The organism is Rhodococcus sp. NPDC056506, from assembly GCF_042794945.1.
In the GTDB taxonomy this organism is placed as follows: Bacteria; Actinomycetota; Actinomycetes; order Mycobacteriales; family Mycobacteriaceae; genus Rhodococcus_F.
This window is the reverse complement of sequence record NZ_JBHTSW010000002.1, coordinates 49,584-63,150: the sequence shown is the minus strand read 5'-3', so window position 1 is coordinate 63,150 and position 13,567 is coordinate 49,584. Positions and strand designations below refer to the sequence as shown.

Genomic DNA, 13,567 nt, shown 5'->3' with positions numbered 1-13,567 from the left:
ATCTCTTTCGTAACGAGGTTTTTTCAGGCCTGACGGGCGAGCAGCCAGATCAGATAGGCACCGCCGAGCAGACTGGTGACAAGACCGACCGGCGCGCGGAGACCGACCTCGACCGCTTGCGCGATCAAGTCGGCGCCCGCCAACAGAACTGCGCCGAGCAGGAAGGAGGTTGCGACAAGAACACCGCTGCGCCGTGCCAACCGGCGTGCGATCTGGGGAGCGGCGAGCGCAACAAATGCGATGGGACCGGTGGCGGCTGTCGCTGCTCCGGTGAGCGCGACCGCAAGCAGGATGCCGGCGAATCGGTATCGCTCCACGGAGATTCCGAGCGAAGACGCTGCGTCGTCGCCCATCTCCATCATGGTGACGCGCCGGGAAACCACGACGAGAGCGGGAACGAGAACACCAACGGCGATCGCAACACTGACCGCGTGCGGCCAACCGCGCCCGGTCAGCGAACCGGCCGTCCATTGCTGCACCACGGTGGCGTCGTCGATATCCGCGCGCACCACAAGGAAAGACATCACCGCGCTCAGCATCGCGCCCACTCCGATGCCGACGAGGACGAGGCGAAGGCCGCCGCTGACCCCGTCTTTACGTGCCAGGGCGTACACGAGCAAGGCGGTCAGCATGCCGCCGAGAACAGCGGCGCCCGCGGTCTGCAGTACCCCGCCGCCGAAGAACACGATCTGGACCACCGCCGCTGTCGCAGCGCCCGTCGTGAAACCGATGATGTCCGGCGAGCCGAGAACGTTGCGCGAAAGCGTCTGGAAAACCGCGCCGGCCACACCGAGGCCGCCGCCCACCCCGATCGCCGTGATCAGCCGTGGCAGACGGCGGTTCTGGACGGACCGAACCGCCGCCGCGCTGCCTTCGCCGTGCAGGGCGCGCCACACCTCACCCAACGACAGGTCCAGGGTCCCGTACATCAGCGTGGCAAACGAGAGTGCCGCCAGTGCCGCACTGATTGTCATGGCTACGAACAGCACTCGCGGGACGATTCGCCACGACCCCGACCCGATTCGAACTACCCAGCCGCGAAACAGCGGTGGGACCGGCTGCGCTGCAATCATGTTCACAGCGACGCCACCCTCCGCGAGCGAACGAGCGCGACAAACAACGGGCCGCCGAGCACAGCCACTGCTATCCCCGTCTGGAGGTCGCCCGGTGCGGTGGCAACGCGGCCGAGAACGTCGGCCAAGAGCAGGAACGCCGGCGCGACGACGAGCACGCACGGCAGAAGCAACCGCAGATCCGGTCCGACAACGCCGCGCACGATGTGCGGCGCAGCGAGCCCCACGAAGCCGAGTGGGCCTGCGGCCGCAGTAGCGGCTCCCGCCAGCAGGATGACTGCAACAGCGGACCCGATCCGGGCGGGTCCGGTGCGGGCGCCGAGCCCTTTGGCGACGTCCTCGCCGAGCGCGATCGCATTGAGTGGTCGAATCAGCAACAACGACAACGCGATACCGACAATGACGAAGGGCAGGATGGTGACGATCACGTCCCCGCCGCGGCCCTGCAACGAGCCGACCGCCCAAAATCGGAACTGATTGAATGCGGCCTCGTTGCTGATGAGAACCATGCTGGTGAGCGCCGTGATCGCCGTCGCCACAGCGGCACCGGCGAGCGCCATGCGCGCTGGGGTCGCGGCGCTGCGATGCGCCGACCCCAACATGTACACACCTACCGAGGCAATGGCCGCGCCGGCGAGCGCGAACCACAGATAACCGCCGACCGAGGTCACCCCCAGATAGGCAATCGCAATCACAACTGCCGCTGACGCTCCGGCGTTCACCCCCAGCAACCCCGGATCAGCCAGAGGGTTGCGGGTGATCGACTGCATCAGCGCACCGGCCAGTCCGAGCGCGGCCCCGACGACAAGCCCGAGAATTGTTCGAGGCAACCGCGATTCGATCACGATGAGGTGCTCGTTACTGCCGGCGTCGTAGGAAAGCACTGCGTCGATCACAGTGGAGGCCGGGATGTTACGAGAGCCGAGGACGAGTCCACCGATGGATGCCAGCACGATCACGACGACGGAGGCGGCGACCAACAACCCCGCACGCGCGGCTGTCCCAGACCGCAGCGGTGCTTCAATCTGGGACTGCGCAGAAGTGGTCACGCGATCATCCACCGAACGTGGACACCAGTAGCTCGACTGTCTGCTTCGCACTGAAGTAGTCGAGACGGAAAGCTGCAGTTCCCATCGTGTAGACCCGATCACCCTTGACCGCAGGTTGATTCGCAAGGAGCGGGTCGGCCGCGAGTTGCTTCTCCACGTCCTTGGGGCCCATCGAGACGGCAAACAGCGTCTGCGAACCGTCAAGTGCGGCAGACATGTTCTCGGAGCTGACGATCGCGACGCCGGAGGCACCCCGCTTGTCCGGGGCGACAAACTGTTCGGAGGGCTCGGCATAGGTGAAGCCGAGCGAGGTCAGCAGATTGCCCTGCGGGCTGTCGGCTCGGAATGTCCAGACCCCGTCGGCTCCCATGTAGACCAGTGCCGTCACCGGCTGCTCGGGAAGTTTTATCTTCCCGGCCTGCGTGGTCACCCAGCTGTCGTACTCGTCGACGGTCTTGTCGGCCTCGGTCTCGAGTCCGGTCGCCGCCCCGAGCTGAGCCGCAAGCTCCTCCCAGGAGCTGGCGCCGTAGTCGAGAAGAACGGTGGGCGCGATATCGCTCAGCTGTGCGTAGGCGTCGAGCGTCGAGTCGCCGCCGTTGGCGGACCCGATGATCAGATCGGGCTCGAAGGTCTCGATCGCGTCGAGGTCCAGCTCGAGATTTCGGTAGAGCACCTCGACGCCACGATCAGCCGCCACGTCCGACCACTGAGAGAAGAATCCCTGACTGTCGGTCATTCCCGACGGCGTTGTTGCCGCACTCGCGACCACCGGTGCACCGATCGCGAGCAGCGTGCCGGTCAAGGACGGCGAGGTGGACACGATCCGAGTCGGCTTTGCGGTGATCTCGGTGCTGCGGCCACCGTGCTCGACGGTGCGCGGCCATCCCTCGGTGGACCCGGAGGTTTTCTGGGTGCCCTCGGTTCCGGTGTCACTACCTGACGAATTCGAGCAGCCTGCTAGAGCGAGGGCGACGACCGCGGCGAGTATTGCCGCCGCCGGGCGTAGAGATCTGCGCATGAGTATGTGGCTTTCTGACGGTACGAGAGTTGCCGCTGCGAACGCAGACCGACCGAGAGGTAAAGTTAGCCATACTTAAGTAGCAAAGGTTGTCCAGGAGCGCCAACGTGTTACCACTATCGGGAGGGTCGGACACGGTCGACTTGGGGCCGATCCGCGCCGGCAGCACCGAACTCAGCACCGGCCGCTCACCACTCTTGTTCTGGGTTCTTGCAGGCAGCGGACGCGTCAGAGCCGGATCGGCCGTCCACGAGATACCGGCAGGCGAATTGCTGTGGATCCCGGCCGGCGTGCGATACGCGATGGAGACGGATTCGAATTCCGTCGCGTTCCCCATCCTGCTTCCACCCTCGGACGGCGTCACCGACGGACCAACGGCCGTGACTCGCCTGCGCGTGCCGCCGGGGTGGGAAGACAGACTGATCCACGAGTTCGTTCACAACCTGGGCTATCTGCGCGGAGACGCGGAAAGGCCGACGTCTCTGTTCGAAATGATCGCCCGGGCGGACGACGGATGCACGTCGCTGCCGCGACTGCCGCAGTCACGGGAAGCGTTCGAGATCGCGCACGCCCTGTTGCGAACACCTGGCGCCGACGACACCGAGGGACAGTTCGCGAAGCGCGCCGGGATCAGCACTCGAACGCTCCAGCGGTATTTCGTGGAGGAGACCGGCCTCACCTTCACTCGCTGGCGGCTTCGAGCGCGGATCGCCGCCTCGTTGGAGTATCTGAAGCAGGACCGCGAGATCGGTTGGATAGCAAACGAAGTCGGCTTCGAAACGGGCAGCGGATTCACTCGCGCGTTCCGAGCCCAGTTAGGAGAGAGCCCGAGCGACTATCGTCGACGGACCCGCTCCCGCCCAACCGATCGAAGTGCGCGCACAGACAATGACCAGGCATTGGTCCGCATGCTCGCACAGCCCGGACAATCCGGGGACACCGCGCCGCCGATCCCGGCCAACGCGACGTGGCCGCGCGTCAACGGCGCCCACGTCGCAGTGTGGGTCTACCGAGGCGAAGCTCGGGTGGATGTCGCCGACTGCAGCTGGGAACTGCGCACCGGCGAGGCAATGATCCTGCCTGCAGGCGTCCGCAATACCGTCACAGTTCCGATGGGTTCACTGCTGCTACCGCTCGGCTTCCGCGCCTCGAACGGGTCGACCGTTACTGCCGACGCCCTCGAGACAGTCCAGTTCTCCCGCGAACACGAATTGGCCCTGTTGCACACATTCGTCGCCGCGTACACGCCCTTGCGGCCACGTGGCCACGACGGCAACGCGGTGTTCGACATCATCGCCACCGGCCCTCTCGCGCAATCGGTTTCGAACGAATCCGTCGCCGATTCGATTGCCACGCGACTGGCAGCGACAATCGCCGCCCGGCCGGCCGACCCTCGCACACTGGACGAGTGGGCGCAAGAGTTCGGCACCGACGCGGCCAGTCTGCGCCGGGAGTTCCGGACCGAGACCGGCTCCACGTATCCGCAATGGCGCTCCCTTTCGCGGATGACCCAGGCGCGCACCCAACTCCAACTCGGGATTGCACCCGGCACTGTGTCGAGAAACCTGGGTTACGCGCACCTGTCCGCATTCAGCCGCGCGTTTCGCACTGCGCACGGGATCTCACCGCAGCGTTTCCAAGCTCAGTCCGTCGAACGCGCCCTCTGGTTACGTTCGGTGCCGCGCGCCGCCGAGCCGAACACTCGGGTTCACACCCACTGAACGAGTTGCCACACGATTCCGTTGGGGTCGACGAACTGGCAGTAGCGCTCGCCCCACGGTTCGGTCTCCGGCTCGGTGACGACGGAGGCACCTTCGGCGGCGATTCGGGAGAACTCGGCGTCGAGGTCATCGACCACGAATGCGACGAGCATGCCCTGACCGGCCGGACCTGCGACGAAGTCGGGCTTGAACGTCCCGAGGCCAGTGCGCAGGAAGACCACGTTGACCCCGGCATCCGGATGATTCAGGGAAACGAAGCCGTCGTCGGCCATGGCCTCGGTGAAACCGAAATGGGTTTTCGCAAAGCGCGCCGACGCGTCGGTGTCGGCAACGTTCAAGGACAGAGCAGTGCTGGTGATTTTCATCGTGGCCTCCATGACCATAAACCTTATGCAGTGCATACAGTATGCACCGTATAAGGTATACCAGAGTTGAGGTGTTCCCGATTCTTGGAGACGACTGATGGCACGCGAACTGATCGACCTACTCTGGCGCGATCACCCCCTCGCACCGAAGGGTGGCGCCCGCGGCCCGCGGGCGAAGGTCACGACCTCACAGGCAGTCGACGCTGCGCTCGCCCTTGCCGATACCGAGGGGCTCGACGCCGTGACCGTGCGTCGCCTCGCCACCGACCTCGGCATCTCGGGAATGGCGCTCTACACCCACGTCGGATCGCGCGACGATCTGCTGGTACTGATGGTCGACGCCGTGCACGGAAACAGCCCCCGCCTGCCGTACGGAAGCATGACCTGGCGCCAACGGGTGCGCCGGGTCGCCGAGGAAGAACTTGCCCTCTATGCGGAGCATTGGTGGCTCCTCGACATCGCCGACCAGCGCGCCGCGTTAGGACCGGGCACGATCGCGAAATACGACCACGAACTTCATGCCTTCGACGACACGGGACTGACCGACATCGACCGGGACTCCGCCCTGACATTCGTGGCCGACTTCGCCCGATCCTCGGCGCAAGCGCGTCGCCCCGACCCTCGAGCAGCCGACATGGCCGAGGTGTGGTCGTCCTGGAACCAGCGTCTGGCCGCTTACCTCGACGACGACTTCCCGTTGGCGCAGCGAGTCGGCGGCGCGGCCGGCGAGGCCAAGAACACCCCGTACAGCCCCGAGGCGGCGTGGGAGTTCGGACTGGACCGGGTCCTGGACGCCCTGGAGGGCCTTGTTCACATCGAATGACATTCCTGCAATTCGTGGGAGACAATACGTCCGTGCTGCGCTTCGGTTGGTCTCGACGGTCCGGTGGCAACCCCTCGTTGTACGAGCCGCGAGAGCTGTTGCACGCCTACGAGAATCGGTCGACCCGAGAGGTACGAGATTCCGGAGAGCTTCTGATCGAGATTCCGTTGAGCGACGCGAGCATCTTGGAGATCACCGTCCCCGACCCCTCTGCAGACTGGATCGATTCCCGAGTCCGAGGGCTCTGCAGTTCGCTGGACAACATCGACCGGCGGGCTCAACGCGTCCTCCGTGGGGGATTCAGCATCGGCTGGATCGAACTCGAATCGGAGCGCCACGGCGTCATCGACTACTGGGAAAACGGCGTCAACAACGAATACCCCATCTCCATCGTGTGGAACGGAAACTCCTGGGAAGAAGCGCCAACCACCTAGCCCTAAATTCAGCGGCATACATCCGCCAAGACGGGGTAGACGAGTAGATACCAACGGCTCATCGACCGAGCTCATCAACTCAACTCCTGCGGTGGTGAAGAATGTTTCTCAGCGACCAGTCGATCCGTCGCCGCACCCGCCGTTTCGGAGCAGCGCTGACGCCTTCTCACAAGTGGCCTCCCCCGACCGAAACACAGCGCGTCGCGCGCTGGAGTGAAAGATCGGAGATGCTCGGCGCACTGTCGGTGCTCCTGTTCTGGGCTTTCGGCTTCGGCATCCTGCTGGGCGTCGGCGCGATTACAACAGGAATCTTCGCGCTCCGCCGTCACCCGAAGAAGTCTGGCGGGCATCTGCTCTCGAATGCCCGCCAGCTGCCGTGGGATGCGATAGTCGGCCTCTTCACCGGATTCATCGGTCTGGCACTGAGCGGCTGGTTCTTCGTAGTTGTCCTACCCAACATGTAGCCCTCTGCTAGCCAAGTCCGTTCGCGGCAGTGGCCAACACTCGGAGTTCACGTCGGAGGATCTTGCCGGTAGTCGTGAGCGGCAAGCTGTCGATGAAGGTGATCTCCCTGGGGTACTGGTAGAAAGCAAGGCGACTTTTCACGTGGGTCTGCAACTCCTGACGGAGCTCCTCCGAGGAGTTCGATCCCTCGGACAGTACGACAAAAGCGTGAACCGCCTCGCCGCGCAACGGATCCGGAACACCGATGACGCCTGCCATGGCTACCTCGTCGTGCGAGAGCAGGCACTCTTCGATCTCTCCGGGGCCGATTCGGTACCCCGCGGACGAAATGACGTCATCGGCACGTCCCTGGTACCAGAAGTTCCCGGCGTCATCAGTCCGACCCAGATCGCCGGTGTGAATCCAACCGTCGTACACCTTTTCATCGGTCTTCGACGGCTGATTCCAATATCCGAGAAACTGTCCGGGATTGCCGGCCTTCACACAGATCTCGCCTACCTCACCAATCTCGACCAGCTCGCCGAGCGGATCGAGGAGGGTGACTTCGAAGCCGGGGAAGGCGCGACCCATCGAGCCGCTGGCGGGACTCCACTTCGACCGCGACGTGCCGATGGTCAGATTCATTTCCGTCTGCCCGTAGAACTCGTTGACAGCTACGCCGAGAGTGCTTGCAACCCAGGCTTGCAGGGCGTCACCGAGTGCCTCACCACCAGTTCCCAATGCCCGCAGCTGAATACCACGCGCAGCAGTCTTGTCGACGCCGATGCTTCGCATCTGCTTGAGCGCAGTGGGCGGAATGAAGGCGCCCGTCACCTTGTGACGGCTCAGAATCTCGACCGCACGCGCCGGCGTGAATTTGTCGGGTGTCGCAACGACGGGACACCCCAACGCAAGTGCGGGGAACAGCACGTCGAACAGACCACCGATCCAGGCCCAGTCTGCAGGCGTCCAGAAGACGTCTCCCCGCTGCGGCGCATTGTCGAATGCCGTCCGCATACCGGGCATGTGCGCCAAAAGGATTCGGTGCCCGTGGAGCGCGCCTTTCGGATTCCCGGTCGTTCCCGAGGTGTAGATGATGATGGCATGTGAATCGGGGCCCGTGGCTACCAGTTCACTACTTTCTGCGGCATCGTCGACGATGCTGTGGAAATCGAGGATTTGCACGGGCATCGAATCGGAGAGCTGATCGAGCCTTCCGACAACGATTACGGCTTCGAGACCCGGGATCTCACCGATTCCGTCGGCAACTCTTTCATAGCAGTCCTTCTCGATCACAAGAACTTTCGCACCGGAGTCACGCATTCGATGCACCAATGCGTCGGACCCGAACTTGACCGAGAGCGGAACGGTAACCATTCCGGATCGGAAGGCGCCCAGATGTGTCGCGAGAACCTCGATACCCTGTGGGACCATCACACCGACGCGATCGCCTGAGACCAGGCCGAGATCCGCGAGCACGGTTGCGAACTTTCGGCTCATCGTGGCGACTTCACCGAATGTGTACCGTGCCCAGTGTCCACCGGTGTCTACGACGAGGGCCAGGTCATCGGGATTCTGTACATCGACACATGCGTGCGCGATGTTGAAGTGCTCTGGCACAGACCATTCGAAGTGTTCTGCCTCGAGGTCCTGCCACCAGGACAAGTGCGGCCGAGAGCTCACCGAGCACCCACTTCGAGGTCGAGCGAATGCGTTGCGCCTACCAGAAAAGAGAAGTCGCCCGAGAACACAAGGTCTCCATCTTGGTTGACGAGTGAGCCCTTGGACGTCACGATCGCGGTCTCACCGTCCGAGCGAGGGCGGACCGACAGCACTTCCGACACTGCGTGCACCGAGTCACCCAGGTACGTCGGCCGGTGGAACCTGACTTGGTCAAGTCCGTAGAAGCACTGGAGGTAACGAGGATCCAACTCCACGAGACCGAGCAAAGTGGACAGCATGAGAGCGCCGTGGGCGATCTGGCGACCGAAGCGTGTTTGCTGTGCATAGTCGGGGTCGAGATGAAGGGGATGACGGTCCCAAGTGAGGTCGGCGAAGCTTCGCACATAGTCTTCGGTGACGACCCGCGGGTCCGTTACCGCAATGTCTCCGACAGAGATCTCTTCGAAACTCTTTGTGATCATTGAAGTTTCCTCTATTAGTTGACGACCGTGGAGCGTTGATCGACTGGCGGCAGATAGGCCCCGTTGTCATCGATGTACATGTCGCGGCTTCCTTCGTCGAGGTCCGAGTCACGGACGAAGTAGACGCTGATCAGCGAAATGACCGACAAGGCAGCGATATACACAGCGACCGCAAACGATCCGCCGGTTGCGCGGACCAACATGGCGGCAACCATCGGCGCGATTGCACCACCCAAGAGCACACCGATTTGAAAAGCGATGGACGCTGCGCTGTACCGCACCCGAGCGTCGAACAATTCGGCGATGAACGTCGCCTGCGGCCCGTAGGAGATGCTGAGCATGAAGGCGCCGACGGCCAGTGCCCCGGTGGTGATCCAGAAGTTGCCGGTATCTATTGCGGCAAAGGCAACAAAGACCCACACACCCATGCCGGTGATGCCGACCATCAGGATCCGGCGTCGGCCGAATTTCTCGGACAGCTGGCCGAAGATCGGAATGAAGATGACCGCCACGAGTGCGGACACCATGACCGCGCCGAGCATGAGGTTTCCGGACAGCAGATCGAACTGGTCGGCGTACGTCAGGCTGTACGTGTTGAGGATGTAGAAGTAAGCGCCTGTGCTGATCATCGAACCTGCGGCAAGAATGATCTGACGAGGATAGTTCTTGAACGCGTCGACCATCGGAATCTTGACCGCGGTGTTCTGTTGCTTCACGCGAGCGAATGCGGGAGTCTCTTCCAACGCGGTGCGAATGTAAAGTCCCACGGCGACCAACGCGATACTGAGCAGGAAGGGAATTCTCCACCCCCACACCAGGAATTGGTCTCCGGTGAGCGCCTTGGTGCCGAACATGACGGCCGTTGCCAGCAGCAGACCGGCCGGCACACCGACCTGCGGCATGCTGCCGTAGAAGCCTCGGCGATTCTTCGGCGCGTATTCCACAGCAGTCAGAACTGCGCCGCCCCACTCACCGCCGACACCGAAGCCTTGGATCAGCCTCAGCAATACGAGAAGAATCGGGGCCCACACACCGATCTGGTTGGACGTCGGAAGGACACCGACCAGGAACGTCGCGGCTCCCATCAGAAGAAGTGCAAGAACCAAGACCTTCTTGCGTCCGATTCGGTCCCCGAAGTGGCCCATCACAACGCCACCGAGCGGCCGCGCCAGGAAGCCGACCGCGAAGGTGGCGAAGGAGAGAATCGTCGCGAGCGCGGGATCTGCGCCCGAAAAGAACAGCGGCGCAAAGACCAAAGCGGCGGAGGCACCGTAGATCTGAAAGTCGTACCACTCGATCGTGGTACCGACCAGAACTGATCCGGCCACCCGCCGCAGGGCAGGCCTGTCGACAGTTGCGGGAGATGGAGGATTCGCGTCGTTCATGTCATTGCTCCTTGTATGGAGTGCCCTGTTAGCTCGCGCACCGAGAGCGAGGCTCGACTAGGACCCTATGCAGTGACCCAGGGCACAGTCAAGCTTTTTTCAATCGATCGATTGATGAATATGACTGCAATTTGCCAGTACACAGGTAGCTATCAATCAATTGATTGACTACCAATCGATTTCGGCGGCGATGCTAGCATGATTGGGCAACCAATCGAAATGAGGATCATGGACCTGGGGCGCGTACAACGGGCGGCAGTCACGCTGTTCGCGACGAAGGGGTTCGCCGCCACCGGCATTCGTGAACTCGGAGCCGAAGCCGGCATCAACTCGGCAACGCTGTACCACTACGTCGGCAGCAAAGAGTCGCTGTTGGCTTCGATCATTCGGTCGTGCCTCGACGAGTTGACGCAGTCGGGAGAGCGGGCAATGCGCCGCAGCGCCGACCCCGTAGTCCAGCTCGCCGGCCTGGTGTCGTCACACGTCGGCATTACCGCCGTCAACCAACTGACCGCCCGCGTCGCCGAGTACGAGATGCGCGGGTTGACCGGAGACAACCGCATCGAGTTGCAGACGCTGCGCGACGAGTACGAGCAACTATTCGGACAGATCCTCGAACGCGGCCAACGCGTGGGTGCCTTCGACATAGAAGATCTTGCATTGAGCCGACTCGCGATACTCGAGATGTGCACCGGGGTCGCGCACTGGTACCGGCCCGGTGGGCGTCTCGAGTTGGAAGATGTCCAGCGATTCTTCGTCAGCACCACATGCAAGCTTCTGTCGGTTCCGTCCGACGAACTGCGCGGTGCGGAGTTCATTCACGACGTTCGAAAGCTGGACAGCGAACCCGAGACTCAGTCCTCCGAAATTTGGGGCACCCACGCACAGAGCGACTTCGTACGCCAGTCCGAACTGTAATCACACCAGAACTCCCGGGCTCTGGTACGAACTGAACATGCATCTACCCGCGGACAGTCATGTTCACAGCGAGTGGTCGTGGGACACCGGCGGACCACAGTCCGACGCTTCCGGGCGAATGCAACAGACTTGCGCTCGTGCCGAAGCAATCGGATTGCCGGCGTTGGTGTTCACCGAGCATCTCGACTTCGACGACCGCTGGCGTACAAACGCCGCTGACCTGATGCCCCACCAACGTCACCTCCTCACCGCTGACGGCTACGTTCACGCACCGGTCCTCGACGTCGACGGCTATCTCGACAGCATCGAACGATGCCGACACCGTTTTCCTGAATTGCGGATACTCACCGGAGTCGAGTTCGGACAACCCCACATACACGAAGCGCACGCGTCGCAATTTCTCGATCTCGGCGACATCGACCGAGTAGTGGGTTCCTTGCACACGCTAGAAGTCGGCGAAGATCGGAGTGAACCGAACACCCTGTTCCGAATTTGGGGCGCTGACGAGGTCATGTGGGCGTACCTGGAAGAGATTCCGCGCATGGTCGCGCGTTCCCGCGTCTTCGAAGTGTTCACCCACATCGACTACGCGGTGCGCGCATGGCCGACCGAAAGCGCCGGACCTTTCGATCCCCGCCGATTCGAGGGCGGATTCCGAAATGCCATGCGCGCCATCGCTGACAGCGGCCGAGCTCTCGAGATGAATACCCGTCGGCTGTGGCCTTGGATACCCCAGTGGTGGAGCGAGGAGGGAGGCAAAGCGGTGACATTCGGAAGCGATGCCCATGTGCCCGAAGCTCTGGCAGCCAACTTCCCAGAAGCGACAGCGATGCTCGAGCACTACGGATTCCGTTCAGGTAAAAGGCCCGAAGACTATTGGACTCGCTGATCCGCAGGATCCGTCAGACCGGTATTTCCGTGAGCTCGGGTTGTCGGAGGCGAATCAACCCGCAATAGTCGATGTATGGATCGGTACAAGATCACGATGCCCGACGGCTCTTCGACCGAGGAACCTTTCAACTCCGACACGGAAGCAATCACTTGCGCAGTGGATGCCAACCGAGGAGTCAGCAAGAACCTCGTAGTCGAAAAATACACAGCCGACGGTCATCTGGTTCCAACCGCGCAGGCACCTGCGAAACACACGGGTCGTCACAAGAAGAACCGTTCGAAGAGTTGAATACTCGACTAGTTCACAACTCTCGTACTCGGCGTGTGACGACCGGATGCGTGACGCAGAAGTAGTTGGATCGCGTGCTCGACAGTTGCTCCCAGGACGGCTTCGGGGGCACCTGAAAACACCTGCTTTTCCGTTTCAGCGGTCCCGTGGTCCACGACCCCGAACCACACAGTTCCGGGTGGATCGTTCTCCTGTGTATCCGGTCCGGCTTCGCCGGTGACGGCCAGCGTCAAAGTCGCGCCCATCAGCGTGGCAGTGCTGTGTGCCATGACCCGGGCAGCTTCCTCACAGACCACTGGGCCGTCCGGAACATGGAGTAGGGAATGCTTGACCGCTCGGGTGTACGCGACGATCCCACCACAAAACCACGATCCGGCGTTCGGTGCCTTCCCCAGGTGCGCGGCGATATTCCCGGCAGTCAGCGATTCCGCCGTAGCGACTGTCAGGCCGCGCTCTTCGACCAAGGTAGCCAGTCGACTGCACAGCGCGTCGAGGTTGTTGTCCGACGGAAGCTCCGTACGTGGATCGTCACTCATATATTGTCCCTCTTGTCTTCGCTCCTCCCTACGCCGGTTTGATGTGCCGGCCCCACTCCGCTTTCGCTGGAAGCCGATTCAGTCGTCTCCGCGGCGGGTTGCTCGTCTGCAGGGGATGCAGTTCGTCCACCAGGAGTCTCTTCCGCCGGTCGTGCCTTGAGCCCCGAATCGACGACGGGTTTGCCGGCCCCTCCCGTATTCGGTCCACCAGAACTCTCCGCCTCCTTGAATGCCGACTTCTTTGCGGCCTCCTGACGTCCCTCGTACGGCGGCACGGCCGGTTCGGATGCAGTGGGCTCGGCGGGAGTTGTCTCGGTTCCTTCTACCCCCGAGATCGTCTCCTCGTCGCCGAACGCGCCGGAAGGGCGATCCACCGGACCGCCTCCGGGTTCATTCGAGCCTGTGCCTCGGGAGCCCGGGGCTCCACGCGCAGACTGAGGTTCTTCGGACGCCCGTTCGCCAGATTCGTTTTTCATG

15 protein-coding genes are annotated in these 13,567 nt (G+C 62.6%); 6 read left to right on the top strand and 9 right to left on the bottom strand.

What is annotated here, in order from left to right; all coding sequences use genetic code 11:
* Window positions 1-23 precede the first annotated feature (23 nt).
* Genes ACFQ6H_RS02505 through fepB form a run of 3 tightly spaced genes read right to left on the bottom strand, consistent with a single transcriptional unit; the run spans window position 24 to window position 3,140 of the window.
* Complete coding sequence (locus ACFQ6H_RS02505) at window positions 24-1,073, bottom strand: FecCD family ABC transporter permease (RefSeq protein ID WP_378644016.1); 1,050 nt, start codon at window positions 1,071-1,073, stop codon at window positions 24-26.
* Window positions 1,074-1,075: 2 nt separating this feature from the next.
* Window positions 1,076-2,134, bottom strand: coding sequence for a FecCD family ABC transporter permease (locus ACFQ6H_RS02500; protein ID WP_378643576.1), 1,059 nt, complete (start codon window positions 2,132-2,134; stop codon window positions 1,076-1,078).
* Window positions 2,127-3,140 (bottom strand): Fe2+-enterobactin ABC transporter substrate-binding protein, encoded by a 1,014-nt coding sequence (fepB, locus tag ACFQ6H_RS02495; RefSeq protein WP_378643571.1) that lies wholly within the window; start codon window positions 3,138-3,140, stop codon window positions 2,127-2,129. The genes ACFQ6H_RS02500 and fepB overlap by 8 nt, the downstream gene beginning before the upstream one ends.
* 107 nt (window positions 3,141-3,247) lie before the next feature.
* Between fepB and ACFQ6H_RS02490 the strand changes: the two genes are divergently transcribed.
* Window positions 3,248-4,861, top strand: a complete 1,614-nt coding sequence (locus ACFQ6H_RS02490) for a helix-turn-helix domain-containing protein (RefSeq protein WP_378643561.1) — start codon at window positions 3,248-3,250, stop codon at window positions 4,859-4,861.
* Here ACFQ6H_RS02490 and ACFQ6H_RS02485 read toward each other — a convergent pair.
* A complete protein-coding gene (locus tag ACFQ6H_RS02485; RefSeq protein ID WP_378643557.1) occupies window positions 4,849-5,226 on the bottom strand; it encodes a VOC family protein in 378 nt (125 codons plus the stop codon). The genes ACFQ6H_RS02490 and ACFQ6H_RS02485 overlap by 13 nt on opposite strands.
* A gap of 97 nt (window positions 5,227-5,323) precedes the next feature.
* On the opposite strand from ACFQ6H_RS02485, the gene ACFQ6H_RS02480 reads away from it, so the two are divergent.
* From ACFQ6H_RS02480 to ACFQ6H_RS02470, 3 genes are all read left to right on the top strand, one after another.
* Entirely contained in the window at window positions 5,324-6,049 is a 726-nt protein-coding gene (locus tag ACFQ6H_RS02480; protein ID WP_378643553.1) for a TetR/AcrR family transcriptional regulator, read from the top strand.
* Window positions 6,046-6,483, top strand: coding sequence for a hypothetical protein (locus ACFQ6H_RS02475; protein ID WP_378643551.1), 438 nt, complete (start codon window positions 6,046-6,048; stop codon window positions 6,481-6,483). The genes ACFQ6H_RS02480 and ACFQ6H_RS02475 overlap by 4 nt, the downstream gene beginning before the upstream one ends.
* Before the next feature lie 101 nt (window positions 6,484-6,584).
* The gene (locus ACFQ6H_RS02470; RefSeq protein ID WP_378530401.1) at window positions 6,585-6,947 is read left to right on the top strand and encodes a hypothetical protein; all 363 of its coding nucleotides are present in this window, start codon (window positions 6,585-6,587) and stop codon (window positions 6,945-6,947) included.
* Window positions 6,948-6,954: 7 nt separating this feature from the next.
* Here ACFQ6H_RS02470 and ACFQ6H_RS02465 read toward each other — a convergent pair whose 3' ends face one another.
* The 3 genes from ACFQ6H_RS02465 to ACFQ6H_RS02455 are packed head-to-tail and all read right to left on the bottom strand — an operon-like array spanning window position 6,955 to window position 10,456.
* Entirely contained in the window at window positions 6,955-8,592 is a 1,638-nt protein-coding gene (locus ACFQ6H_RS02465; RefSeq protein WP_378644014.1) for an AMP-binding protein, read from the bottom strand.
* Between the two features lie 14 nt (window positions 8,593-8,606).
* Window positions 8,607-9,071 carry a MaoC family dehydratase gene (locus ACFQ6H_RS02460; protein ID WP_378530399.1) on the bottom strand — a complete coding sequence of 155 codons (465 nt, stop codon included), beginning with the start codon at window positions 9,069-9,071 and terminating at the stop codon, window positions 8,607-8,609.
* Window positions 9,072-9,085: 14 nt separating this feature from the next.
* Window positions 9,086-10,456 carry an MFS transporter gene (locus ACFQ6H_RS02455; protein WP_378530395.1) on the bottom strand — a complete coding sequence of 457 codons (1,371 nt, stop codon included), beginning with the start codon at window positions 10,454-10,456 and terminating at the stop codon, window positions 9,086-9,088.
* Between the two features lie 219 nt (window positions 10,457-10,675).
* Between ACFQ6H_RS02455 and ACFQ6H_RS02450 the strand changes: the two genes are divergently transcribed.
* Window positions 10,676-11,374 (top strand): TetR/AcrR family transcriptional regulator, encoded by a 699-nt coding sequence (locus tag ACFQ6H_RS02450; RefSeq protein ID WP_378530393.1) that lies wholly within the window; start codon window positions 10,676-10,678, stop codon window positions 11,372-11,374.
* Between the two features lie 37 nt (window positions 11,375-11,411).
* Window positions 11,412-12,263: a PHP domain-containing protein gene (locus ACFQ6H_RS02445; RefSeq protein ID WP_378643547.1), complete on the top strand. Its 852-nt coding sequence runs from the start codon at window positions 11,412-11,414 to the stop codon at window positions 12,261-12,263.
* A gap of 299 nt (window positions 12,264-12,562) precedes the next feature.
* On the opposite strand, the gene ACFQ6H_RS02440 is transcribed toward ACFQ6H_RS02445, so the two are convergent.
* Complete coding sequence (locus ACFQ6H_RS02440; RefSeq protein WP_378643544.1) at window positions 12,563-13,090, bottom strand: CinA family protein; 528 nt, start codon at window positions 13,088-13,090, stop codon at window positions 12,563-12,565.
* The gene (locus tag ACFQ6H_RS02435; protein ID WP_378530387.1) at window positions 13,087-13,464 is read right to left on the bottom strand and encodes a hypothetical protein; all 378 of its coding nucleotides are present in this window, start codon (window positions 13,462-13,464) and stop codon (window positions 13,087-13,089) included. The genes ACFQ6H_RS02440 and ACFQ6H_RS02435 overlap by 4 nt, the downstream gene beginning before the upstream one ends.
* Window positions 13,465-13,567 lie beyond the last annotated feature (103 nt).